The sequence below is a fragment of the Mycolicibacterium llatzerense genome, from assembly GCF_000878195.1.
Taxonomy (GTDB): domain Bacteria; phylum Actinomycetota; class Actinomycetes; order Mycobacteriales; family Mycobacteriaceae; genus Mycobacterium; species Mycobacterium llatzerense.
Genome location: NZ_JXST01000010.1, coordinates 126,780 through 148,935, shown reverse-complemented (window position 1 = coordinate 148,935; position 22,156 = coordinate 126,780). Strand labels below are relative to the sequence as shown.

Annotated in this window: 23 protein-coding genes, 1 tRNA gene and 1 pseudogene; 13 read left to right on the top strand and 12 right to left on the bottom strand. The window is 65.5% G+C overall.

Going from position 1 to position 22,156, the window contains the following annotated elements; translation table 11 throughout:
• Positions 1-184 precede the first annotated feature (184 nt).
• Positions 185-547 (top strand): hypothetical protein, encoded by a 363-nt coding sequence (locus TL10_RS09575; protein WP_234711413.1) that lies wholly within the window; start codon positions 185-187, stop codon positions 545-547.
• A 245-nt stretch (positions 548-792) separates the two neighbouring features.
• On the opposite strand, the gene TL10_RS09570 is transcribed toward TL10_RS09575, so the two are convergent.
• The gene (locus tag TL10_RS09570; RefSeq protein WP_043985452.1) at positions 793-1,218 is read right to left on the bottom strand and encodes a PPOX class F420-dependent oxidoreductase; all 426 of its coding nucleotides are present in this window, start codon (positions 1,216-1,218) and stop codon (positions 793-795) included.
• A gap of 139 nt (positions 1,219-1,357) precedes the next feature.
• On the opposite strand from TL10_RS09570, the gene TL10_RS09565 reads away from it, so the two are divergent.
• Positions 1,358-1,828 carry a nuclear transport factor 2 family protein gene (locus TL10_RS09565; protein WP_043394733.1) on the top strand — a complete coding sequence of 157 codons (471 nt, stop codon included), beginning with the start codon at positions 1,358-1,360 and terminating at the stop codon, positions 1,826-1,828.
• A gap of 19 nt (positions 1,829-1,847) precedes the next feature.
• On the opposite strand, the gene TL10_RS09560 is transcribed toward TL10_RS09565, so the two are convergent.
• Positions 1,848-2,357, bottom strand: coding sequence for an allene oxide cyclase barrel-like domain-containing protein (locus TL10_RS09560; protein WP_043394734.1), 510 nt, complete (start codon positions 2,355-2,357; stop codon positions 1,848-1,850).
• 196 nt (positions 2,358-2,553) lie between these two features.
• Here TL10_RS09560 and TL10_RS09555 point away from each other — a divergent pair, with 196 nt between their 5' ends.
• Entirely contained in the window at positions 2,554-3,576 is a 1,023-nt protein-coding gene (locus tag TL10_RS09555; RefSeq protein WP_043985451.1) for a bile salt hydrolase, read from the top strand.
• A 55-nt stretch (positions 3,577-3,631) separates the two neighbouring features.
• Positions 3,632-4,243, top strand: coding sequence for a hypothetical protein (locus TL10_RS31230; protein WP_157850365.1), 612 nt, complete (start codon positions 3,632-3,634; stop codon positions 4,241-4,243).
• A gap of 116 nt (positions 4,244-4,359) precedes the next feature.
• On the opposite strand, the gene TL10_RS09545 is transcribed toward TL10_RS31230, so the two are convergent.
• Positions 4,360-5,796, bottom strand: a complete 1,437-nt coding sequence (locus tag TL10_RS09545; protein WP_043985469.1) for a glycoside hydrolase family 183 protein — start codon at positions 5,794-5,796, stop codon at positions 4,360-4,362.
• Positions 5,797-6,062: 266 nt separating this feature from the next.
• Between TL10_RS09545 and TL10_RS09540 the strand changes: the two genes are divergently transcribed.
• Positions 6,063-6,686: a TIGR03085 family metal-binding protein gene (locus tag TL10_RS09540; RefSeq protein ID WP_043985449.1), complete on the top strand. Its 624-nt coding sequence runs from the start codon at positions 6,063-6,065 to the stop codon at positions 6,684-6,686.
• A gap of 77 nt (positions 6,687-6,763) precedes the next feature.
• On the opposite strand, the gene TL10_RS09535 is transcribed toward TL10_RS09540, so the two are convergent.
• Complete coding sequence (locus TL10_RS09535) at positions 6,764-7,096, bottom strand: hemophore-related protein (RefSeq protein WP_043394742.1); 333 nt, start codon at positions 7,094-7,096, stop codon at positions 6,764-6,766.
• A 238-nt stretch (positions 7,097-7,334) separates the two neighbouring features.
• Here TL10_RS09535 and TL10_RS09530 point away from each other — a divergent pair, with 238 nt between their 5' ends.
• Both TL10_RS09530 and TL10_RS09525 read left to right on the top strand, forming a co-directional pair.
• Positions 7,335-7,943: a GNAT family N-acetyltransferase gene (locus TL10_RS09530; RefSeq protein ID WP_043985448.1), complete on the top strand. Its 609-nt coding sequence runs from the start codon at positions 7,335-7,337 to the stop codon at positions 7,941-7,943.
• A gap of 28 nt (positions 7,944-7,971) precedes the next feature.
• Positions 7,972-8,664, top strand: coding sequence for a YceI family protein (locus TL10_RS09525; RefSeq protein ID WP_131630711.1), 693 nt, complete (start codon positions 7,972-7,974; stop codon positions 8,662-8,664).
• Here TL10_RS09525 and mbtN read toward each other — a convergent pair.
• The 6 genes from mbtN to crcB (TL10_RS09495) are packed head-to-tail and all read right to left on the bottom strand — an operon-like array spanning position 8,654 to position 13,529.
• Positions 8,654-9,829, bottom strand: a complete 1,176-nt coding sequence (gene mbtN, locus TL10_RS09520; protein ID WP_043985447.1) for a mycobactin biosynthesis acyl-ACP dehydrogenase MbtN — start codon at positions 9,827-9,829, stop codon at positions 8,654-8,656. The genes TL10_RS09525 and mbtN overlap by 11 nt on opposite strands.
• Positions 9,826-11,403: a long-chain-fatty acid--ACP ligase MbtM gene (gene mbtM / locus TL10_RS09515; RefSeq protein WP_082067901.1), complete on the bottom strand. Its 1,578-nt coding sequence runs from the start codon at positions 11,401-11,403 to the stop codon at positions 9,826-9,828. The genes mbtN and mbtM overlap by 4 nt, the downstream gene beginning before the upstream one ends.
• Entirely contained in the window at positions 11,400-11,663 is a 264-nt protein-coding gene (locus TL10_RS09510) for an acyl carrier protein (protein WP_043985446.1), read from the bottom strand. The genes mbtM and TL10_RS09510 overlap by 4 nt, the downstream gene beginning before the upstream one ends.
• Before the next feature lie 47 nt (positions 11,664-11,710).
• Entirely contained in the window at positions 11,711-12,790 is a 1,080-nt protein-coding gene (locus TL10_RS09505) for a putative PII-like signaling protein (protein WP_043985445.1), read from the bottom strand.
• The gene (crcB, locus tag TL10_RS09500) at positions 12,769-13,134 is read right to left on the bottom strand and encodes a fluoride efflux transporter CrcB (protein ID WP_043985444.1); all 366 of its coding nucleotides are present in this window, start codon (positions 13,132-13,134) and stop codon (positions 12,769-12,771) included. The genes TL10_RS09505 and crcB (TL10_RS09500) overlap by 22 nt, the downstream gene beginning before the upstream one ends.
• Positions 13,131-13,529: a fluoride efflux transporter CrcB gene (crcB, locus tag TL10_RS09495; RefSeq protein ID WP_043394754.1), complete on the bottom strand. Its 399-nt coding sequence runs from the start codon at positions 13,527-13,529 to the stop codon at positions 13,131-13,133. The genes crcB (TL10_RS09500) and crcB (TL10_RS09495) overlap by 4 nt, the downstream gene beginning before the upstream one ends.
• 70 nt (positions 13,530-13,599) lie before the next feature.
• Here crcB (TL10_RS09495) and pgm point away from each other — a divergent pair, with 70 nt between their 5' ends.
• The 4 genes and pseudogenes from pgm to TL10_RS09475 all read left to right on the top strand — a co-directional run bounded on the left by pgm (position 13,600) and on the right by TL10_RS09475 (position 17,472).
• Positions 13,600-15,234: a phosphoglucomutase (alpha-D-glucose-1,6-bisphosphate-dependent) gene (gene pgm / locus TL10_RS09490; protein ID WP_043985443.1), complete on the top strand. Its 1,635-nt coding sequence runs from the start codon at positions 13,600-13,602 to the stop codon at positions 15,232-15,234.
• 450 nt (positions 15,235-15,684) lie between these two features.
• A complete protein-coding gene (locus TL10_RS09485) occupies positions 15,685-16,029 on the top strand; it encodes a hypothetical protein (RefSeq protein ID WP_043394758.1) in 345 nt (114 codons plus the stop codon).
• 54 nt (positions 16,030-16,083) lie between these two features.
• Positions 16,084-17,339 (top strand): annotated as a pseudogene (locus TL10_RS09480) (MFS transporter); the annotation flags it as partial.
• 60 nt (positions 17,340-17,399) lie between these two features.
• Positions 17,400-17,472: transfer RNA gene (locus TL10_RS09475), tRNA-Ala, on the top strand.
• Between the two features lie 25 nt (positions 17,473-17,497).
• On the opposite strand, the gene TL10_RS09470 is transcribed toward TL10_RS09475, so the two are convergent.
• On the bottom strand, positions 17,498-18,430 hold the full coding sequence (locus tag TL10_RS09470; RefSeq protein ID WP_082067900.1) for a nucleotidyl transferase AbiEii/AbiGii toxin family protein: 933 nt from the start codon (positions 18,428-18,430) through the stop codon (positions 17,498-17,500).
• Positions 18,427-19,074 (bottom strand): type IV toxin-antitoxin system AbiEi family antitoxin domain-containing protein, encoded by a 648-nt coding sequence (locus TL10_RS09465; protein ID WP_043395267.1) that lies wholly within the window; start codon positions 19,072-19,074, stop codon positions 18,427-18,429. The genes TL10_RS09470 and TL10_RS09465 overlap by 4 nt, the downstream gene beginning before the upstream one ends.
• A 154-nt stretch (positions 19,075-19,228) precedes the next feature.
• Between TL10_RS09465 and TL10_RS09460 the strand changes: the two genes are divergently transcribed.
• Both TL10_RS09460 and TL10_RS09455 read left to right on the top strand, forming a co-directional pair.
• On the top strand, positions 19,229-20,104 hold the full coding sequence (locus tag TL10_RS09460) for an alpha/beta fold hydrolase (protein ID WP_043985442.1): 876 nt from the start codon (positions 19,229-19,231) through the stop codon (positions 20,102-20,104).
• 57 nt (positions 20,105-20,161) lie between these two features.
• Positions 20,162-21,847: a patatin-like phospholipase family protein gene (locus tag TL10_RS09455; protein ID WP_043985441.1), complete on the top strand. Its 1,686-nt coding sequence runs from the start codon at positions 20,162-20,164 to the stop codon at positions 21,845-21,847.
• Positions 21,848-22,156: the final 309 nt, after the last annotated feature.

Here is a 22,156-nt window from a genome sequence, read left to right as displayed (position 1 = left end):
TCTGCCTGGCCCGCCGCCGCGTGAACGTCCTCTACGCACTCATTCGTGACAACCGGACCTGGGAACCCGACGCGCATCAAATCGCCTCTGCAGCGGCTTGACAACGTCATTGAGAGTCCTTTCGTGGGTCTACGTCAACCGTACCGCCTTTTTCGAACCTCTGTTCGACGGTGGAGGTAGGGTGATGTGGGTGTTCGAGGACTGGACCAACCCGCCGGATGCCGTGATCTACCGGCCGACAGACCGCGCCGTCGAGGTCGACACCGTCGCATGGTTGCCGTCCGGCCCGATGATGTCGCTCGCACCCAAGCCGGTCCGTGAACACGGTCTGAAGTTCGATGCATTCCACCCCGGCCGACAGATTGCATGGGTGCGGCTTTCACATGGCCCGTGGCTGGCTGTGGTCGAGGTCGAGGCGGTGACACGGGACGGGTTGAATCAGGTGCGGACTGTGTTGTGGCTGTTGCCGACTCAGCTAAGAATTCCACCGGAGCAACCCGCGCAATCTCGCGGCACAAAGGGACGCCGGGTCAGAGATGGGGGATAGGTGCCTTTGTGGGCTCCCGGCAGCTCTGGATGCGTGTGCACTTGATGCACACGCCAGATCGACCGAAAAGAACTTTGCAGGACTTTCGCCCGCTTTCGCCCGCTGCGCACACCGGCATAACCGCAGTTCACGGTATGTTTATGCTGGTTCAATTCCCGGCAGCTCCACAAGGGAAGGCCCGGCTCGAATGAGCCGGGCCTTTTCGTTTGGTCGCCTCGTTTGGTCTGTCCCACAGGCCCTTGGTCTCAGACGTTACGGATGTCTGCTCTGAGCGGGTGGGGTTCGGTATCGGTGTCGTCGATGCCGAAGCTGATGATGCGACGGGGCGTGATGCGGATGATTGCGGAATCGAGGGCATCTCCTGCGGGGCCATGTTGTCCTGACGCTGTCATGGCCTGTTGGGCGGTGCCGCGTATCTCCAGGCAACGCACCCGCCATGGGTTGCGCGAGGCGATGTCGTCGATGACGAAGGCCACCTTGTCGTGGTGGGCGAGGTTGCGGAACTTTTGGCTCTTGGTCATGTGGTAGCCCGAGATGTCGATTGTGCCCAGTTCCTCGTTGTAGGTGAAGCCCACTGGGCTGACCTGCGGTGTGCCGTCGGGCTGGATGGTGGCGAGTCGCCCGAGGTCTGCCGCCTTCATGAACTCGATTTCGTGTGCTTTGAAGGACATGCACTCCACGCTAAAACCTCAACGTAGGTTGAGGTCAACCCCGTCCGTGCCACACGCTTCGTAGTTTTGATACCACCATGTGGTGAGCCGCATTCCGCATTCTCGTGACAGAAAATGAAACGTGTTCTAGTCTCGCGTCATGAGCAACTTGGCGGCGATCGCTGATATTCAGCGACTCAAGTACCGGTACTTTCGGTCCTTGGACCTCAAGGAGTGGGACACCTTCGGGGATTGCCTCACTGCAGATGTCGTGACCCGCTACGGCACACATGCGATGGGTGAGCCGGTGCACTACGAGGGCCGGTCTGACGTCGTCGACTTCATGCGGACGAACCTCGACAACGGAATCATCACGACGCACATCGCCAGCCACCCGGAGATCGACATCGACTCCGACACCACCGCGCACGGTTCCTGGGTGTTCGAGGACACCGTGATCGTGCCGGGGCACGCGATGATCCGCGGCTCGGGCTATTACTCGGATACCTACCGCAAGGACGAGGACGGTTCGTGGCGGATCGCCAGCACCGGGTATCAGCGGATCTATGAGGCGCTGGTGCCGCTGGAGGATCTGCCGAGTTTCAAGTTGCTGGCGAACCGCTGGGCCTAGTGCCCGTGCGCTTCGGCGCCTAGTTTGTCACCACGTTCAGCACGAAGTTGGCGTCGGTCTGATTGGGCACCTCGGGCGGCACTTGAGCGGTGCCGTCACCCCGGGCCTTGTTGTACTTGCCGCTGCCTCCGACGATCGAGACGGGCAAGGTTTCGCCCTTGCTGAACACGGCAGCTCGGTCGGCCAGCATCTGGATCGAAATCTGTCCGCCATCGAGGATGAAGGTCTCGGTGCACGCGACGTCACCGGCGGTGGCGTCTCCGCTGACGGTCGTGCACTGCCCTGCCGTCCGCCCGAGCTTCGTGCCCCCTTGGCGATCGAAGACGTCGCCGGAGAAGATGAATTGGTCGCCGGGGCCTTCCCCGGGAGTTCCGAGATCCACGCTGGTCTGTCCGGTGTCGTGCTCGTAGAAATGCAGTGTCGTGACGGCTGCGGTGGAGTCGTCGGCCTTCTTGCCGCCTGAGGAACACGACATCGTCAGCAACAAGGCAGGGATCAACACAGCCGTCGTAGTACGCAACATGTTCATGTTTCTTCCTCTCGGAGGGCGAGTAGCTACCGACGGCCGCAAACCATCGGTTGAGTGGCGAGACCTCCTGATCCGTAGTTTCAGCTGCGAGTTCCCTGTGGGAAGCAACCATCTCAAGAGCATCCCACTCGCACGGCGCAATTTTTGGCAAACAACTCAGCGATTGTGGCGGACTGGGAAAGTTAGGCTTGCTCCGGTGTGCACACGAGTGATCTGGCCTGACGCCGGCGACGCGGTCCTGGTCGGCCGCAACATGGACTTCCATCGAGACCTCATGACCAACTTGTGGAAGCAGCCGCGCGGCGTGACCCGCGACGACGGGGTCGCCGGCAAGCTGACCTGGACCTCGAAATACGGCAGCGTGATCGCCACCGCCTTTGACATCATTTCGGTGGACGGCCTCAACGAGGCCGGACTGGCCGGGCACGTGCTGTGGCTGGCCGAATCCACCTACGGCACACCGGATGCCACACGAACCCAGCTGAGTCAGGCGATCTGGCTGCAGTACTTCCTGGACAACTTCGCAACGGTCGCCGAGGCGGTCGCGTGGATCGGCGAGACCAACGTGCAGGTGGTCCAACTCGACGACCCCACCGGTGGCAATCCGCCCACCATTCATCTGGCGCTCGATGACGCCACCGGCGACTCGGCGATCATCGAGTACCTCGACGGTCAGCCGAAGGTCTACCACAGCAAGGACTTTCGGGTGATGACAAACTCACCCACCTTCGATCAGCAGCTCGAGTTGGTGAAGAACTTCGAGGGCCTCGGCGGCTCCGAGCCGTTGCCGGGTTCCACGTTGGCCTCCGATAGGTTCGCGCGGGCCACCTACTACGCCGGCCGCCTGCCCACACCGTCCAGCCAGGTGGAAGCGATCGCGGGCATGTTCTCGGTGATCCGAAATGCCGCCCAGCCCTTCCGGATTCCGGATCCGGGCAAGCCCGACGCCTCGCAGACCATCTGGCAGGTAGTGCTGGACCTGACCAACAGGCGCTACGTCTACGAATCCACCACGCGGCCCAACATTGTGTGGGTGGATCTGGCTGATCTCGACTTCAGCGAGGGCAGCCCGCAGCTCAAACTCGACCTGATCAGCGACCTCGCCGTCGAGGGCGGCATCGCGGGCAACGCCGGTGGCAAGTTCAAGGACGCGGGACCGATGACCTTCCTGTCGCTGTCTGTCCTGCGCGAGCTGGAGAAGGCGAAGGCGGCGGATTGAGTGGCACGTCGGTGATTGCCATGACGTGTCGCTGACGCTCTGACAGTCTGTGCACGTGGACCTGATGTGGCGTGTCGTCGCGCTGACCGTCGCGACGTTCACGGTGCTGCTGGCGGTGCGCCGAGTGGTCATGGTCGTCAGCGGGTTGGTGTTCGCGCGCTACGTCGCGGTCGGCGGATTGGCGGCCTTCTCCGTCGAGCGCAACGGGGCCGATGGCTACACGGTGCGGTTCGAGGTCGGTGGGCCGGCGGTATTTCACAACGTCGCAGTGCAGCTGTTCGGCGTGTCCGAGGGTACGCAGCCGGCCCCGCCGGCGTTGCGCCACACCATGATTGCCGGTGACGATCCGATCGAGTGGACCTTCCGTCTTCCCGACGACGCGGCGGTGCAGACGTGGGTGATGGTCACCTGGGTCCGGCCGTATTTGCAGGGCGTCGAATCAGAAGCGCTCGCACACTGGCTGCAGGCCGGTCGCCTGTACGAATGGCGTTGGTACTCAGAGACGAACCGCTATGTGCGGACCGTCATCCGCTTCGTGGCCCGACGATGGTCTGTGGGCGGAGAGTCGTTGCGCGAGTTGCCGCTGTCCGGGCGCTGGCGACGCACCTCGTCGAACGACAGCGCCGATCTATTGGGCCCGGCGGCCACGTCGCCACCGCGGACGTAGCCGGGGGAGGGCGAGCAGCTGGTCGCGCGCGGACGACCGTGCCCGACGGCTTGGGGCACTGGTGGATGCTGCAGGACCCGGTCCGGGCCGCCGCGGCCCTCACCGACTTCCGGAACTCAGGGCAGTACGGTGTGCAGCAGCATCACGTTGTACGCCGACCACAGTGACAGAGTGAAGTACAGATCGCGACCGTTGGACCACGGATGCAGGTACGGCGCGTAGACGCCGCCGGGGAACTGCTGTGACGACACCACCAATTGCTCTGGGCCCCAAGGTCCTTGCGGTGTCGGTGCGGTACGGATCACCACGTCGGACAGGTTGTTGCAGTACATCACCAGGTACTGCTTGAGGTAGGTGTTGTACTGCACCGACATCTCACCGACCGGGCCGGGAATGATCGGTGAGGCTGCGCCGGGGTTGTTGGGCACCCACGACTGGCTTTCGTTGTTCCAGTACTCGTACTTGCTCATGTCGGGCAACAGGTTCTGCGGGACCCGGGACACATATGCGTTTCCGATTCGGCCAGAAGGGGTTCCGTACGAATAGATGTAGCCGTCGCTGCCCTTCAGGAACGCGCCCTGCTGAAAATTCTCGTTGCCGGGCATGAAGGCAACTCGCGACACGCTGTCCGGCGCCATCGGCCGGACACTGCTCGGGTACACGCCCCAGTTCTGGCCGTTGTCATTGGAGACGGCGATCGCCGAGTAGTTCGTCGTCCACTGGCCGGCGCTGTCCCAGTTCTTGATCGACATGAAACTGGCGTACTGCGTCTTGCCCACGGAGACACCGGAAGTCGGGATGATGCCCTTCTCGACGGGCGCCCAGCGGATGGTGGGGATGGTCTGCTTGGCCAGGTTCGGCTGCCACTCGGGTGAGCCTGAATAGGGGTTCGTCACCGAGCCGGGTGGGATGTGGACACCGCCCGACAGCGTGCGGTCGCTGGTGCGCACCATGGTGTTGTAGCGCCACTGCTGGTTCGGGGTGGCGCAGTAGCCGTACGTGTCACCGAACATCATCAGCACCTGGTTGTTCACCGGGTCGCCGTTGTCCCACATGATGCCGAGGTCGGTGCCGGAGATGCCGAACCGTTGCAGGGTGTCGCCGCCCGCACTCTGGTCGCCGGTCACCCACCCGACGAGGGACGTAGTACCTGCGTCGATGGGCGGTGCGGGTGCTGCTGCGGGTTGGGGTTGCGTAGCGGCCGGAGCGGGCTGGGCCGCGCGTTGTTGGACCGGCGGCTGCGGCACCCGAGGTGTACCGGGCAGCACTCCGGCCTGCTGTTGCACGGTGCCCTTGGTGAAGGCGCTGAGCAGTGATCGGGACAGCTTGCCCAGAGTCGGCAGCGGGGCCTTGTCGATCGCATTGCTCGGTCGATGGCCGCCCGACGTTGGCCGCATGACGCCGCTCGACGGCACCCCGTTCGGCGGCAGGACACCCGCGTTGGGGCCGGTGCACGGATCGGCAGCTGCGCGGGGTGGCGCGATGCCGACCGCTCCGCCGAGGACGACGGCGGCCGTCAAAGCCACCGATGCAATGCGAGGACGCGGCGACACGGTCACACCTTTCGGATGGCGGGCGGCGCTCGTACGCCAGTGAGGGGCTTTTGTGACCATAGTTAGTAATGAGGGTCGTGTGGCCCCTGGTGCATGGATGGGTACTCATCTGTAACCACGTCGCGATCGTTCACCTGGCGTTTGCCCGGCGACGGTGACCCACATCGCAATGCTGGAGCAAGAGCGTCCGACCTATTGGGATTTGCGCATTCCTCAACGCAGCTCGTGCCGCGCCGCTTGATCGTCGCCCGACCTAGACTCAGCGTATGACAGCCGCCCGGCGGGAACGCGCCGCCCTCGTCGAATCCCTGCGCGAGCACGGGCCCGATGCACCCACATTGTGCGAAGGATGGACAGCCCGTGATCTGGCCGCGCATCTGGTGGTGCGGGAACGACGGCTCGATGCCGCGCCCGGAATTCTGGTGCCGCAGCTGGCCGGGTACACCGACCGGGTTCAGGCGCAGGTGACCGCAGCCACCGACTGGGAAAAGCTGGTCGACATGATTGCCGCCGGCCCACCGCTGTACTCGCCGTTCAAACTGCTCGACCCGTTCGTCAACGTCGCCGAGATGTTCATTCACAACGAGGACGTCCGCCGGGCGGGGCCGGCCTGGGAGCCGCGGGAGCTCGATGACCGACTGGTGTCCGCATTGGCCGGACAGGTGGCGAACATGGCGCGTATGGGGATCAAGAACGCGCCGGCACGGATCGTGCTGGTGACCCCCGAGGGCCGTCGCCTGGCCGCCGCCGGCCGCGGCGCGGAGGTGACGGTGACCGGCGCACCCGGCGAGCTGCTGCTCTTCGCGGCAGGCCGTGGGCCCGCGCAAGTGACCTTCACCGGACCCGACGAGGCCGTCGCCGCCGTCCGAGGGTCGAACCGCGGATTCTGACTATCGGCGGCTACCCGCAGAAAGCACAACGCAGCTCAATCCCGAAGGATTGAGCTGCGTTGTCTTGGCTTCTGGGATCAGAAGTTGTTGCAGGTGTTCGCGACGTTCAGCACCAGGTCGGTGTACCCAGCGGCACCCGGGGTGTTGTACGCACGCGTGATCAGCGCCTTGCGCTGCTGCGGACCGGAGGCGATCAGCTGGTGCAGGTAGCCGACGCCGATCGGGTTGGCCTGCAGCTCAGCGGCGGCACCCGGGTCGAGCGCGGTCAGCGCGGCGATCACCTGCGGGTAGGTGCAGGTCGAGTACATGATCGCGGTGGGGTCCGGCTGAGCGGTGGCGACAGCGCCGCTGGCCATGACAGCGACCAATGCAGAACCCGCGCCGACCATCATCCGAGTGGTGAAAGACATGGTGTGTTCCCCTCCCGCACCAGCTAACTGATGCGACCAAAGTGATTGATGACTACGTTAGCAGCTCTATCGACCTGTTGTGCCTGAGCGTTACAGGGGCCGTTTGCGCATTCCGCGAGCTCTGTCGGGTGTGCTGGGCGAACCGACGACAACCTTCGGCGTTCAGTGGATGCCAGGCGACACACGCCGCGATGTAGGCAAACCTAACCTAAATCAATCCGGTAGGCTCGCCGCTGAAATGACCGAGATTGATCAGGGGCCGGTGCTGCCGCGCGAGTTGACGTCGCTGTCCGCTGAAGTGCGCGCGGTGGGTGCACCACCCGTTCCGCAGCTGGTGGCTCCGTGGGCAGTGCGTCTGGTCGACGCCGAAGCCGATGCTGAGCTGTTGTCCGAATGGATGAATCGGCCGCATCTGGCAGAGGCCTGGGAGTACGACCGACCTCCGCAATGGTGGCGGCGGCACCTTCAGGCGCAGCTCGACGGTGAGTATTCGCGACCGTTGTTGGTGAGCTACCAGGACAAAGCCATGGGCTATCTCGAGCTGTACTGGGCCGCCAAGGATTCCATCGCGCCTCGATACGACGCCGATCCCTATGATTTGGGACTGCACGCCGCGATCGCGGATGAGCGCTTTGTGAACCGGGGCCTGGCGCCGATGTTGCTGCCTCAGGTATTGGCGAGTCTGTTCGACTTGGTGCCGTCGTGCCGTCGGGTGATGTTCGATCCCGACCACCGCAACTCCGGCGCGCGGCGGCTGTGCGAGCACGCCGGTTGCGAATTTCTCGGTGAACACGACATGGCGAACCGCAGGATGGCGCTGTACGCGCTGGCGCGCCCAGCCACCTGACGTCCGACCCGCCCTGTATATAGAGGGAGTGGCAAAAAGGCTTCTGCTGGCGCTGACAGTGCTCGCCGTCGTAGGGGTGTGCGCCGGACCGTGGTTCTACCGAACCCAGATGGAAGGCATGCCGGCGCCGGTCCTGACTCTGCCATCGACGCTTCGTCCGGCTACCACAAACCTCGACGGCAAGTGGGTCGTGGCCGCGGGTCCCGATGATGAGGCCAACCGCTCTCAGGCCGGTTACCGAGCCAGGCAACAACTGTTGTGGGAGACCGTGACCGTCACCGGGCGGACCAATGCGGTGCGGGGCGACGCCACCGTCGCGGGCGGCACCTTGCAGTCAGCGAGCTTCGTCGTCGACGTCGGGACGATCCAGTCACCGCACCGCGGCCGCGATGACAAGTTCCGCAGCACCGACGTGATGGACGCCGCCCAGTTCCCGACGGCAAAGCTCGCTGTGCTCGATCCGGTCAACCTGTCATCCATCGCCGGGGACGGCACGCCCACGACTCAGGAGGTGTCGGCGCAACTCACGCTCAAGGGCGTCGCCCGGCAGGTGGCTGTACGGCTGGAAGTGCAGCGGTCGGGTAGTGGAGTTGTTGCCGTCGGGCAAATCCCGGTCACCTTCGCCGATTACGGCATCATCCCGCCGGCGCCGCCGGCGGGACTGCTCGCCGTCGATCCGATCGTCACCATCGAATTCCTGGTGAACCTCGTCAAGCGATGAACCCGGCTGGTGACGCAATCACCGCGTCGTAGCCCTCGTAGTCGGGTCGCATGCCCGCCGCCACCAGTTCCCAGAGCACCTCGTCGGTGCCGCCGCCGACCCGCGCGAGTTTCATGTCGCGCCACCACCGACCCAACGGTGTCTCGTCCACGAGATATCCGGCACCGCCGAAGATGTGCATGCACTCGTCAACGACCTCGACGCCGAGCCGTGCCGCGGTGACCTTGATGGCCGCGGCCGCGCGCAAGTCCATGCGTCCCTGCGCGGCAAGCCCCGCCAATCCGTAGCGCAACAGGTCGACTCGGGCCTGCAGGTCGGCCAGTCGCATCCGTAGGGCTTGATGTTCGTACAAGGTATGGCCGAACTGGCGCCGTTTCATCATGCGGGCCAACGTAATTCCGATGATCCTGCGGCAGTTGGCCTCGATCTGACCGGCGATCGACAGCCGCTCCTGTGCCAAGCCCCAGGAGATGGCGGCGAGGCCGGTGCCTGCGCGCGCCACCAACGCTTCCGCGGGCACCCACGTGTCGATGTGGACTGCCGCAGTGTCGAGCGGACCGGCACCCACCTTGCGGTAGGGCGTCTGGACGTCGACTTGGGCGGTCGGCACGGCAACCACCACCACGCTGCCGTGGCGGCTGCCCGGATCGTGGTCGACGCTGCGGGCGACCACCATGATGTGATCGGCGATGGGGGACAGCGACACGAACTTCTTGATGCCGCGGACCTCGAAACCTCCACGCGCGGAGACGACTTCGGTCTCGACGATCTGCAGATCCGAGCCGCCGGACTCTTCCGACGCGCCGATGCACAACACGGCGTCGCCCCGGATGGCCTGCTCGGTGATATCGCGCAGATAGTCGGATTTGCCGAATCGGCGCAGGATTGCGATGGCCGAGTCGTGCAGGCTGACTCCCACGCCGATTCCCGCGGACCCGAGCTTGCCCAGTTGCTCGGCGAGCGCGAACACCTTGGCCACATCCGGATGCTGGCGCTCGCCCCACTTGGCGGCGAAAACCTCGGACTGGCCCAGGTATTCGATGAGCTTGCGCGGAAAGCGTTCGGATTCTTCAGCTTCCGCGGTCCAGTCGCGGACCCGCTCGTCGAAGACCTCGCTGAGCAGCTCTCGATAGTTCTCGGTGGTGCACGTCTCGAATGTGGTCATGAGCCCACCGTTTCCAGCGTGCGTCTGACCTCGAGGCGTCGGAGTTTCCCGGATGAGGTCCGCGGCAGTGAGCCCGGTTTGAGGAACACCACGTCGGCCGGGACGATGCCGCACTCGGAGGCGACGAGCGTTACCACTTGACTGCGGGCGGTCGATTCGTCGTCGCCCTTGAACTCTGCGGCGATCACCAAACCTTGCCGAGCGCCGGTGTCGTTGGTGCCCACCGCCACGACGGCGCCCTCGCGCACTCCGTCGGCGCGTGCGGCCACCTGCTCGATCTCCGTCGGGAAGATGTTCCGCCCCGCGACGGTGATGAGTTCCTTGAGCCGACCGCACACCACCAGACCGTCGTCGGTGAAGTAGCCGAGATCACCAGTGGTAAACCAATTTTCGGGGTCGATCGGGTCCAGGCCGAGATAGCCCGTCATCATCGAGGTGCCACGTACCTGGACTTCGCCGACATCACGTCCGGTGAGCTCGTGGGGCACATCCGTGGGGGCAATACGGACTTCCATGCCGTCGATCGGTTGGCCGAGTATCGCGTACCTGCGCACAGCGGTACTGCCGTCGACGGTCACGGTGACGTCGTCGCGGCGTAGTCCACCGCCCGGCGCGGGAACGGTTACCGCGCAGGTTGATTCGGCCAGGCCGTACGACGGGCAGAGGGCGTTCGCATCGAAGCCAAACTTCGACATCTCGGTGGCGAACCGATTGGTGCCGTCGCAATCGACGGGTTCGCCGCCGTTGAGCGCGAATCTCAGTGCGCCCAAGTCGACATCGCTGACCAGGCGGGCGTACTTGCCGAGCAGTCCGTAGGCCATGTTCGGGGCAGCGGTCATGGTGGCCTTGCTCTCGGTCAACCATTTGAGCCAGTTGAACGGCGACGCCGAGAATGCGGTGGTGGGCGCCTGCCACAGTTCGCCGCCGCCGAGCGTCACGGTGAGCATGAACGCCAGGCCCATGTCGTGGTAGATCGGCAGCCACGACTGTCCACGATCTGCGTCGGTGACGCTGATCCGCGCGACCAGGCCGCGCAGGTTCGCCAACGCCGCGTCCGCAGGGATCTGTGCGGTGCGGGGGGTGCCGGTCGATCCCGCGGTGCCCTGCAAGATGCCGATGTCGGCGCTCCGGGAGGGGATGAACGTGGTCGAACGCTGTTCGTGTGCAACGGTATTGACGTCGTGCAGCTGCGTGCCGGTGGCGCCGGTGCGCAACAGGTCGAGATGCTTGCCGTGGCTGAGCACCGTGTCGATGCCGATACCGGCGAACCTGGTCAAGGTAGTGTCGGCCCAGGCGTGGGTGTCGGCCCCGCGAACCGGCCCGGGAAGGATGGATACGGCGGCGCCGGCGAAGATGGCGCCGTAGATGCCGGCCAGGAATTCCACCGTGGGTTCGCCGACCAGGCCAACTCGTGTTTGGCCATCGACGTGTGCGGCGACGTTCTCGGCGCGGGCGTGCACTTCCTGCCAGGGATGCCGCCGCCAGTCACCAGATTTCGGATCGAGGGTCACCAGGTCGCGCCCGGACTGGGTCATCGCCTGCGACAGGGCGGACGCGAGGCTCGATGTGCTCATGAGCGTTGGGCGGTAGGGAGTTTCGCGGCGATCGCGTCTTCGAGGTCGCCGACGGTCTCACTGCCCAGCAGGTCTTCTTCGGACAATGCGACGCCGAAGTGGTCTTCGATTGCGACCATGCCCACGGCGAAAGCCACCGAGTCCAAACCGACATCGTTGATGAGCCGTGATTCACGGGTGACGCGCTTGATGTCCACGCCCATGTCGTCCTGCATGATCTTGGCCAAGCCAGCGCTGACCGATTCAATTGTTGACTCCATGCCGAGGGACCGTAGTCGACCAAAGCTGTTTAGGCTAGGCTTACCTTCTATGTGAGAAAGTGTCCCAGACTGGTACCGCCGTCCCGGTATCCGTTGTCGACGGAAACCAGCGCCGGCACCCGCTCGCAGGTGACCACTCCATGGTCGGATGTCACCTCATCGATGAGATCGAAAGCGGTAGCGATGTTTTCGGGAGTATCGACCACGATGGTCGTGACGGGAACCTGGCGTCCGAGCTGAAACAGCCGGTCGCCATGCGGCGTTCGTCCGTCATGGAAGCCCCAGATGCCGCGCAGGGCAGTGACGCCGCGGGTGCCCTCGATGGCACGCAGGCGGCGCACGATCTCGCGGTGCACCGGCTCGCCGTCGTGCAGCGTGTCCTCGGTGGTGTACACCATGAGTTTCTGCCACAACGGAGATCCACTGGCATCGTGGGCGGGGAGCGCACCGGGACGGGTCAGTAGCGTCCCCGCCTGCTTGCAGAGCTCGGCCCGCTCCACCGTCACCAACGGGTCGGGCAGCAGGCGCTCCAGGTCGGGCAGGACTGCGGCAGCGCGGTCACCGTCGTCGATCGCGATGATCATGACGGGCACGTCCGTGTTCCGGTTGAGGAATCGGGCCCGCTCACGGCGGCCGCGGACCGTGCCGTCGACCCCGAGAAAGACGGAGGCACAGGCGAATCCGCTGCGGTGGAGCAGTTCGCACACCGCGATGTGGGCCGGCCTGCCATTGATCCGGTGCTGGCGCCCGACGTAGACGGTGAGCTTGGTATGCACGCCGGCATTCGCGGTGGTGACCAGCCGGGCGCGTTCGAGCGTGACCAGTCCCCGGGTCGTCAGCTCCACGGTCCGCTCGGCCAGCCCCGCGATCTTGTCGGCGGTGTCGACCGCGGCGATGGCCACCGGCAGGTCCTCGGACTGGCTCAGGGTCTGGTCGGTGCGCAGCTGGTGCCGTGGCCCGAATCCGGCGATGCCGCGCAGCACCACGCTGGTGGCGACGTTCGCGGCGCCGTAGAGGTCGAGCAGCTCCTCGGCCAGGAACCGGCCCTGATGACGTTGTCGCTCACCGAAATACGTCGTGAGTTTGAGGTAGTCCGCGGAATCGCTCACAGCAGGCCGCCCATCCATAGTCCCAGCGCCGCGGCAGCCAGACCGAGCACCACACTCGCCGCGATATTGGCCAGTGCGAACCAGACCTGCCGTTCTTCGCCGAGCCGCTGGGTTTCCAGCATCCACGTCGAGAACGTCGTGTACGCGCCGACGAACGCCGTACCGGCCAGCAGCGCGACATTGGGGCTCAACGCCAGTCCGCCGAAGAAACCGAGCAGCCAGGCGCCGCTGAGATTCACCACGAAGGTGCCGTACGGGAAGCTGCTGCTCTTGCGTTTCGAGACGGCCCGGTCGACCAGGAAACGGGTCACCGCGCCCACGCCGCCGATGAGCGCGACGCCGGCCCACACCACCGCCGTCATGCCCGCACCCGTACCCGCCGCACCAGGACGGTCGCCAGGTACACCGCGGCCAGGCCCGCGATGATGCTGGCGACCGTGTAGCCGGCGGCCAGCCCGTAGGCGCCGTGCTCGAGCATCCGCACCGTCTCGACCTGCATGGTGCTGAACGTGGTCAAGCCGCCGCAGATGCCTGTGCCGAGCAGTGGACGCTGGTAGCTCGACACCGGCAGTCGTTCGAGCAGGCGGGTGGTGAAGTACCCGAGCAGGAAGGCGCCGACGATGTTGACCGCGAAGGTGGGCCACGGCCAGTGGCCGGGAGAGGGGGCCGCGTAGACCGCGAGGACGGCGCGCGCGGCGGTACCGATCGCGCCGCCAACGAACACGGCGGCCAATTCTCGGTTGTCGTGGCCGAACATGTTGCAAAAGTATCGTGACCGACCGTCGACCGGGCGACACCGGGGGAGTGTGGGTAGCAGAATCGAGTCCATGACGGCCAACCCGCGCGCCGGCCAACCGGCCCAACCAGATGACCTGATCGATGTGGCCCACGTGGTCACCGCCTACTACACAGTGGCGCCGGACCCCGAGAACATCGACCAGCAGGTCGTATTCGGCACGTCGGGCCACCGCGGGTCCAGCCTGGACGCGGCGTTCAATGAGCCGCACATCCTGGCCACCACGCAGGCGATCGTCGAGTACCGCGCCGCGCAGGGCACCACCGGGCCGCTGTTCATCGGCCGCGATACCCACGCCTTGTCCGAGCCGGCCTGGGTCACGGCACTGGAGGTGCTGGCCGGCAACGAGGTCGTCGCGATGATCGACGCCGCCGACCGATACACGCCCACCCCGGCGGTCAGTCACGCGATCCTGACCTTCAACCGCGGCCGCGAAGGCGATCTCGCCGACGGAATCGTCGTCACTCCGTCGCACAATCCGCCGCGCGACGGTGGTTTCAAGTACAACCCGCCCAATGGCGGCCCGGCCGACACCGATGCGACGAGCGTGATTGCCAAGCGCGCCAACGAGATTCTGCGTGACGGGCTGCGCGACGTGAAGCGGATCCCGCTGGCGCGCGCGTTGGGCTCGACGGAGCGGCACGACTATCTGAATGCCTACGTCGAGGATCTGCCGAATGTCGTTGATCTGCACGCCATTCGGGCCGAAGGGGTACGCATTGGAGCGGACCCGCTCGGCGGTGCCAGCGTCGACTACTGGGGCGCCATCGCCGAACGGCACCAACTCGACCTGACCGTGGTCAACCCGCTGGTCGACGCGACCTGGCGGTTCATGACACTCGATACCGACGGCAAGATCCGGATGGACTGCAGTTCGCCGAATGCCATGGCCTCGCTGATCGCGAACCGGGACCGCTACCAGATCGCCACCGGCAACGACGCGGACTCCGACCGGCACGGCATCGTCACACCCGACGGCGGGCTGCTCAACCCGAACCACTACCTCGCCGTCGCGATCGACTATCTGTACACCCATCGCGCGGGTTGGCCGGGTTCCACCGCGGTCGGCAAGACGGCGGTCAGCTCATCGATCATCGACCGGGTGGTGGCCGGGCTGGGGCGAAAGCTCATCGAGGTTCCGGTCGGCTTCAAATGGTTCGTTGACGGATTGCTCGGCGGCACAATCGGATTCGGCGGCGAGGAGAGCGCGGGGGCGTCGTTCCTGCGGACGGACGGGACCGTCTGGACCACCGACAAGGACGGCATCATCCTGGCGCTGCTGGCCTCGGAGATCCTCGCGGTCACCGGCGTCTCACCGTCGCAGCGCTACACCGAGCTGACCGAAAAGTACGGTGCCCCAACCTATGCCCGCATCGATGCGCCCGCCAACCGCGAACAGAAGGCCCGGTTGTCGAAGCTGTCGGCCGAGCAGGTCACCGCGACCGAGCTGGCGGGCGAACCGATCGTCGCCAAGCTCACCGCGGCACCGGGTAATGGCGCGCCGCTGGGCGGGCTGAAGGTGACGACCGAGAACGCGTGGTTCGCCGCGAGGCCGTCGGGTACCGAGGACGTCTACAAGATTTACGCCGAGTCGTTCAAGGGCCCAGAACATCTGGCGCAGGTCCAGGCCGCCGCGAAGGAAGTGGTGAACACCGTCATCGGTTAGGGCGAGTACCGCTTTGCTGAACTGGCGAAATTACACGCCGCTTTCCCAGTAAATTGCCAGGTTCGGGGGCGCTTATGGTTTTGCTGCGAAGTTGGTGCGCCATTGCTGTCATGGGCCTAGAGTTATGCCTGTTCACGACGCTTCATTTGCGAGAGGAGCAATCGTGAGTGCCGCCACAGATGTCCGCAGATATGCCTGCGCCGGTCTGTTCGCCGGACTGAGCGTCATCGTCGCCTTCCCGAGCCTCCCAGCGCCGTGGTACTGCATGCCCTGGGAGGATCCGGTGTGCAACGGCGTACCGCCGATTTGCACGTGTGTGCCGCACGGTGGTTCGGCCATTCCAGCCGAAGAGTTGACACCGGCACCCCAGCCTGCACCCTCGATGGTGCCTCGCGGTCCGGTGACGAGGAACGGGCAATAGCGCGCCCACACAGAGGAAAGAGCATCGCCATGTTCGCATCGTCTTTGCGCCGGATTGTCTGTGCGGCCCTGCTGTCCGGCGGCATCGTCGCCGGCATTGCCATGGCGCCCATCGCGAGCGCGGACAAGGTGGACGAGCTTTTCCATTGCACGGACAACGGCGGCACCATGAAGGACTGCTGCGCAAAGGGCGGCGGGGACTACATCAAGCATCCCAACGGCACCGAAGTATGCACATTCGACGAAACCGGGACTCGGATAGCCAGAAACCCCGATGGGCGGCTTCAAGTCGTCGAGGGGGAGGGAACCACCAACCCGTTACCTCCGCGGGCGACGTACGCACCGTTGCCGCCGGGGATCGCGAACGTGAACTAACGAGCGAACGCGCACCGGATACAAGCCAGGATTCACGGCCAATACAGTCATAGTGTGAGTGCTGTCACGGAGGGCGACTGTCCGGCCCCGACCAGACTTCCGGCTGAGATATGGGTGCTGGTCGGCGCCAACGTCGTCATCGCACTCGGCTACGGCGTGGTTGCGCCGGTGCTGCCGGCGTACGCCCGCAACTTCGGTGTCAGCATCAGCGCGGCGACGTTCGTCATCACCGCGTTCGCCGCGATGCGCCTGATCTTCGCGCCGCCCAGCGGACTGCTGGTGCAGAAACTCGGTGAGCGGCGGGTGTATCTGACCGGCCTGCTTATCGTCGCGTTGTCGACGCTGGCCTGCGCTTTCGCCGAGACCTACTGGCAGCTGCTGCTGTTCCGCTCGCTCGGCGGTGCGGGGTCGACGATGTTCTCGGTGTCGTCCCTGGCGCTGATGATCCGGCTGTCGCCGTTCGACGCCCGCGGCCGGGTGGCCGGCCTGTTCTCCAGCGCCTTCATGATCGGTGGCGTCGCCGGCCCGGTGCTGGGCAGCCTGACCGCGGGCCTGGGCCTGGCGGTGCCGTTCGGCATCTACGGCATGGCGCTGACGCTCGCCGCGGCCGTGGTGTTCGTCAGCCTGCGCAACTCGACACTGGCCGCTCCGGAAGAGGAAACCGGGCCGATGGTGTCGGTTCGGACCGTGCTGCGTAACCGCGCCTATCAAGCCGCACTGCTGTCGAACCTGGCGGCCGGATGGGCCGCGCTGGGCCTGCGGGTGGCGCTGGTTCCGCTGTTCGTGGTCGACGTGCTGCACCGCAGCGCGGGCATGGCCGGCCTGGTGCTGGCGATGTTCGCCGTCGGCAACGTGTGTGCCGTGATTCCCAGCGGGCATCTGTCCGATCGGGTCGGCCGGCGCAAGCTGCTGATCGTCGGGCTGACGGTGTCCTCCGTCTCGACGGTGCTGCTGGGCTGGACCACGTCACTGCCGGTGTTTCTGGTGATCGCGTTCGTGACCGGCGCCGCGAGCGGCATCTTCATCTCGCCGCAGCAGGCTGCCGTCGCGGACATCATCGGCAACCAGGCCCGGGGCGGCACCGCCGTGGCGACCTTCCAGATGATGTCCGACCTCGGCACGATCCTTGGCTCGCTGGTCGCAGGTCAGATCGCCCAGCACGTGTCCTTCAACGCGGCGTTCGGCGTGGGCGGGGTGATCCTGCTGGCGGCCGCGGTGGGCTGGTGGCTGGCTCCGGAGACGCGTCATTCGGGTGACGAGGAGGAAACCCCGATCTGTCCGCTGGGCCACGAGCCGGTGGAAGGGTCCCTCTGACCAGCCGTTTTGTTCACCATGGGGCCGGTGGTGTAGCTTCATCAGGCACCACTTAAGGGGCTATGGCGCAGTTGGTAGCGCACCACACTGGCAGTGTGGGGGTCAGGGGTTCGAATCCCCTTAGCTCCACAAGTAAAACCCGTTCTGACTTCGGTCAGGGCGGGTTTTCTCGTTTGGTTGGCAGGGTCACTTGCCGGGTGAGACGGCCGAGCAGTTCCTCTCCTGGTGGGGTGACGCGCAGATCGACTGGTACGGACCCGAGAGCTTTCTGGTTGCTCGGACAACGAGCTGAAAACACCGCCTGGCGGATGATTTCCCCGTCGTCTGCGTCATGGGAGCAACTGATCGCATTCCGCCAGGCGGCGCGCACCGCATGGAGAGCGTCCTTCGCCGATACAGTCAGTCGGGTCTGCCCGGCCAGTTGCGCCTGCCAATCCGCGTCTGATGGCGCACTACGGAATAGATAGTCCGCAGGGTGTTTGTTGGTGGGGCCGAATCGCCGGAATAGTCCGGCAGCGGCCGGATCGATGGCGCCGATTTCGTTGAGCGCCCACAGATCCCAGAGATCGCGAGCTGCGTGCCGATCGGCCCACGTCGCGGTCTTCGACGCGGCGAAGGCGGGCAAGGTCGGCACCGGTAATTCTGCGGGCGGTGCGTCGGCGTAGCGCTGGACCAGAGCGCGGCATTCGGTTGGCCACAGAACTCGATCCCTGGACGACAGCAGCTGCAGCCGTATCGGTTGGCCGTCCGCGGGACGGAGCAGCACGGGGAGCGTGTCTGTGATTGAACTCAATGCGGGTTCGACAGTGAGCCGCCCATGGCTCCGCGCCACTGCGCGGGGGAGGGAGGCATCCAGATCCTGAGCGACCCGCTTGCGATCGCCAAGGGCGATGAGATCGATGTCCTCGCTGAGCCGGCCATCAGGAAGATGCGTGCGGGCCAGTGCAGTCCCACCTATGAACTCGATCCGGTCACCGAACTCCCGACTCAGGAATGCGAGCAGATGAGAGATGAGGTGATCGCGTTCGACTTGTTCGGTGGCTACGCCGAATTGTGTTGCTACGGCGTCACGTTCGTCGAGGTTCATGAATCCGCGTGCACCCAGGCTTCTGCCCGGCGCAGTGATGCCAGCCGACGTTGGTCGGCTGCTAATTCCCGTAGCCGCTTCTCGTCGCTGCGCGCGTACAGTGCAGCGACGGCCGTGGGAACGTCAGTTTCCGCATCGCCGAGGGCGGGGCGATGCGCCAGATCCAGCACGGTCTGCTCGGGCGTGGTCACCAGCGTCGGTCCCAGCTCGGTGCGGATGAGTTCGGCGTCGATGTCACTGGTCTGACGCTTGACGAAGTGCACGATCGCCGGGCGGTCGGAGAGCGTGATCGGGCGATGCTGTTGCGGCACCGCGACGATGGCGGTTGCGAGAGCTCGCGGAATCGCTCCGTGTAGGCGTGCGGCGCTGACACCCATCACGACGCTGTCGTCCGCGCCGTAGATCGCTGCGGCGATCCCGGCGGCGGCGGCTTCAAGGACTGGAATCCATGGCCGCCCCACCATCTCTTGAGGCACAACAACGTAGTAGCCATCGGCAAGGCGGTGAAGTAGTCCGTGTTCGGTGAGTCGCGCGAGCTGTGCTCTCGGGTGGGGATACACGGCAATGGCGTCGCGCGGCCGGACGGTCCGCAACGGAACCCGGGCCAGCGCCGCTGGCATCGGTGTGCTGTGGTCTCGCGCCACGATCACCTCTTGAGTATGCGATTCGTACCTTTTTAGAGTACGAAATGCTTACTTGGTAGGCAAGAGTCGACGGGGCCGCGTGCATCCGCCCGTACCTGGGCATCCGCTTCCTTGGCTCTCGCCATCGGAACTGACCGCACGGTAAGATGCCCGGATGACTCAGCGCAGCATGCCCACTCTCGACGGCGTGACCCATGAATATGTGCAGGCCGGTGACGTGAAGATCCACGTGGCCGTGGCCGGACCGGAGGGTGGGCGCCCGGTCGTGCTGCTGCACGGCTGGCCGGAGAACTGGTGGATGTGGCACAAAGTGATTCCCGCGCTGGCCGATGCCGGCTACCGGGTGCACGCCATGGATCTGCGCGGTGCCGGCTGGAGCGAGGTCACCCCGAAGGGCTATGAGAAGGAGCAGTTCGCCTCCGACGTGCTGGCCGCGGCGACCGCGCTGGGGCTCGACTCCTTCGACTTGGTCGGCCACGACTGGGGCGGCTGGACCGCGCAGCTGGTAGCGCTGAAGGCACCGTCGCGGATCACGCGGCTGGCCATCCTCAACATTCCGCCCGTGTGGCAGGAGCCGGGCCGGGTGGCCCGACATGCCCACAAATTGGCGTACCAACTTGTCGTGGGAGCCCCTGGTGTCGGGCCGCTCTCGCACCTGTCGCCGACGCTGTGGTGGTTCATCCGCCGCAGCGGCATGCCCCAGGAGTCGGTGGACTTCTTCCGCAGCTGCTTCCGCGACCGGGACCGTCGCGTGGCGGGTTCCAAGATCTACCGGTCGATGGTCGGCAAGGAGTTCGCCAAGCTCGCGCGCGGGCCCTACGACGACCAGAAACTCGCGATGCCGGTGCGGGTGCTGTTCGGTCTCGACGACGTGGCCGTGCACCCGTCGCTGCTGGATGGCTTCACCGATCACGCCGACGATCTGAACATCACCGAGGTGCCCAACTGCGGTCACTTCATCATCGACGAGCAGCCCGAACTTGTGATCAAGTGGCTTTCGGACGTGCTGGCCGAGCCGCTGAAGAGTTGACGTCGCGAATCCGCCCCAACTGCCTCGGTCGGCGACCGGGATGACAAGAATGGACTGATGGCGAATTCCGAGCTCGTACCGTTCGGCGAGCTGTCCAATGAGTTGGCCCTGGTAGAGGAAGTCGAACCTCCTGGGCTTCCGGGCAGCAATCCCACCCTGGCGCTGCAGCACATGGAGGCCGCGCTGGTGCGCGCCGACCTCGAATGCCCCGACGTGCTCAGCGCCGAGCAGTTCCGGCGCCTGCGCTACCTCTTGAGCTTCGCGCGGCTGACGGTCTTCGAACCGGGCGCGGCCGGCCCGGGCGGCACCCGCGGCCGCGGCGACGTCACGGTCGGCGGCGAGATCAGTGGCTTCCGGAGCCGAGTGATCGACGCGCTGTACAACCCGCTCCGTGGCCGCACCTCGGCGCAGGAACGGTTGGACGCGGCGAAGGCAGTCCTGGCGAACTTCGCCGAGGATGTGGAGTACGAACGGTCGTTGCTGCTGGAGCGCCACGGCAATGACTTCTCGGCGGCCGAACTCGATACCGAGCTCGGCTACAAGACCTACGTCGCCGTCCTGGGCGGTGGGGGCGGCGCAGGCTACGTCTACCTCGGCGGGATGCAGCGCATGCTGGCGGCGGGTCTGCCGCCCGCCTACATGCTGACCAACTCCTTCGGCGCCATCGTGGGCAGTGTGATGGCCCGCGTACTGCCGGTGCCCATCGAGGACTACGTCGCGTGGGCGAAGACCGTCACCTACCGCGGAGTGCTGGCCCCGGCCAGGACCCGGCGGCGCCACGGCCTCAACGGACTGTTCTCACTGCAGTTCGATGAGTTCGCCAAAGAGATGTTCACCCGCGAAGACGGTGAACCGATGCGGATGACGGATCTGGCGATCCCGTACGAAACCGTCGTCGCCGGCGTCAGGAAACAGTCGTTCGACCGCCTACCCGGGCAGTTCCATCCGTCGCACTTCACGATGATGGGGGTGCGGGCGCTCGAACACCTCAAGCTGGGCTACGCGCCGGGCGTCGTCAATCGGCTGTGGCAGGTCGCGGCATTCATCGACTCCCGCGTCGTCAAACCGATCGTGCTGGGCGGCGACGACCTGACGGCTGACTTCAATGTTGTTGACGCCGCGAGCTTTTCATCGGCAATCCCGGGAATTCTGCATCACGAGTCCAGTGATCCGCGCATGTGGGGTCTCCTCGACCAGTTGCTCGTGGAGAAGGACGTCGCCGCCTTGGTCGACGGGGGAGCGGCCAGTAACGTCCCAATTGAGCTGGCGTGGAAGCGCATTCAAGACGGTCGCCTCGGCACTCGCAATGCGTGCTTCATTGGCTGGGACTGCTTCCACCCGCAGTGGAATCCGAGACACCTTTGGCTGCAACCCATCACCCAGGCCTTGCAGCTTCAGATGGTGCGCAACGCGCCCTTCGCGGACCGGGTCATCCGGTTCAGCCCGACGCTGTCCCCGGTCACGTTGGCGGCCGCGCCGGAAGCCATCGATCGCGCGATCGAGTGGGGCAACGCATCGGTCGAAAGCTCGGTGCCGTTCGTGCAGCGGCTGACCGAGCCGGTGTGGTGGCAAGGAGATCAGCCGCCGCAGGTCGACCGAACGCCGACGCGCATCTCCGCGCCGCTGCAGCCGATGACCACGATTCTGGACGGAGCCCGACGCGCTGCCGAGTACGTGCCGCGGGTCACCCGGGTACGCCGTCGGGTTGCCGCTGTTGGGGAACGGATCCGCCGCTCGCAGTAACGAGCCGTCGAGGCGACCCGCACCCGCAATGTCAGCCCGCCGGTGGTGGTGCCGCGTCGGGTGGGGGCGGGGGACCGGCCACGAAGGACACACCCGACGCATGCAGGGAGCGTGAACCGGTTGGTACAGTCGAGGAGTCGTTCGCCGGGACAAAGATGTTGTCCTGCTTGACTTCCGGGTCGATATGGTCAGTAGACCCGCCCGAGTAGTAACCCCCGCCGGGGCCGCCGGAATGGGATGTTGCGGGTGTGGAGTATTCGCCACCAGCGCATGACGTCGTCATGGCGACGGTGTAGGCCTTGAGTGTCG

Excerpts from the sequence above, each read along its gene's own strand:
- TL10_RS09575 (WP_234711413.1), top strand. The coding sequence starts at position 185 with ATGTGGGTGTTCGAGGACTGGACCAACCCGCCGGATGCCGTGATCTAC.
- TL10_RS09570 (WP_043985452.1), bottom strand. The coding sequence starts at position 1,218 with ATGTCCTTCAAAGCACACGAAATCGAGTTCATGAAGGCGGCAGACCTC.
- TL10_RS09565 (WP_043394733.1), top strand. The coding sequence starts at position 1,358 with ATGAGCAACTTGGCGGCGATCGCTGATATTCAGCGACTCAAGTACCGG.
- TL10_RS09560 (WP_043394734.1), bottom strand. The coding sequence starts at position 2,357 with ATGAACATGTTGCGTACTACGACGGCTGTGTTGATCCCTGCCTTGTTG.
- TL10_RS09540 (WP_043985449.1), top strand. The coding sequence starts at position 6,063 with ATGACAGCCGCCCGGCGGGAACGCGCCGCCCTCGTCGAATCCCTGCGC.
- TL10_RS09535 (WP_043394742.1), bottom strand. The coding sequence starts at position 7,096 with ATGTCTTTCACCACTCGGATGATGGTCGGCGCGGGTTCTGCATTGGTC.
- TL10_RS09530 (WP_043985448.1), top strand. The coding sequence starts at position 7,335 with ATGACCGAGATTGATCAGGGGCCGGTGCTGCCGCGCGAGTTGACGTCG.
- mbtN (WP_043985447.1), bottom strand. The coding sequence starts at position 9,829 with ATGACCACATTCGAGACGTGCACCACCGAGAACTATCGAGAGCTGCTC.
- mbtM (WP_082067901.1), bottom strand. The coding sequence starts at position 11,403 with ATGAGCACATCGAGCCTCGCGTCCGCCCTGTCGCAGGCGATGACCCAG.
- TL10_RS09510 (WP_043985446.1), bottom strand. The coding sequence starts at position 11,663 with ATGGAGTCAACAATTGAATCGGTCAGCGCTGGCTTGGCCAAGATCATG.
- TL10_RS09505 (WP_043985445.1), bottom strand. The coding sequence starts at position 12,790 with ATGGATGGGCGGCCTGCTGTGAGCGATTCCGCGGACTACCTCAAACTC.
- crcB (WP_043985444.1), bottom strand. The coding sequence starts at position 13,134 with ATGACGGCGGTGGTGTGGGCCGGCGTCGCGCTCATCGGCGGCGTGGGC.
- crcB (WP_043394754.1), bottom strand. The coding sequence starts at position 13,529 with ATGTTCGGCCACGACAACCGAGAATTGGCCGCCGTGTTCGTTGGCGGC.
- pgm (WP_043985443.1), top strand. The coding sequence starts at position 13,600 with ATGACGGCCAACCCGCGCGCCGGCCAACCGGCCCAACCAGATGACCTG.
- TL10_RS09485 (WP_043394758.1), top strand. The coding sequence starts at position 15,685 with ATGTTCGCATCGTCTTTGCGCCGGATTGTCTGTGCGGCCCTGCTGTCC.
- TL10_RS09470 (WP_082067900.1), bottom strand. The coding sequence starts at position 18,430 with ATGAACCTCGACGAACGTGACGCCGTAGCAACACAATTCGGCGTAGCC.
- TL10_RS09460 (WP_043985442.1), top strand. The coding sequence starts at position 19,229 with ATGACTCAGCGCAGCATGCCCACTCTCGACGGCGTGACCCATGAATAT.
- TL10_RS09455 (WP_043985441.1), top strand. The coding sequence starts at position 20,162 with ATGGCGAATTCCGAGCTCGTACCGTTCGGCGAGCTGTCCAATGAGTTG.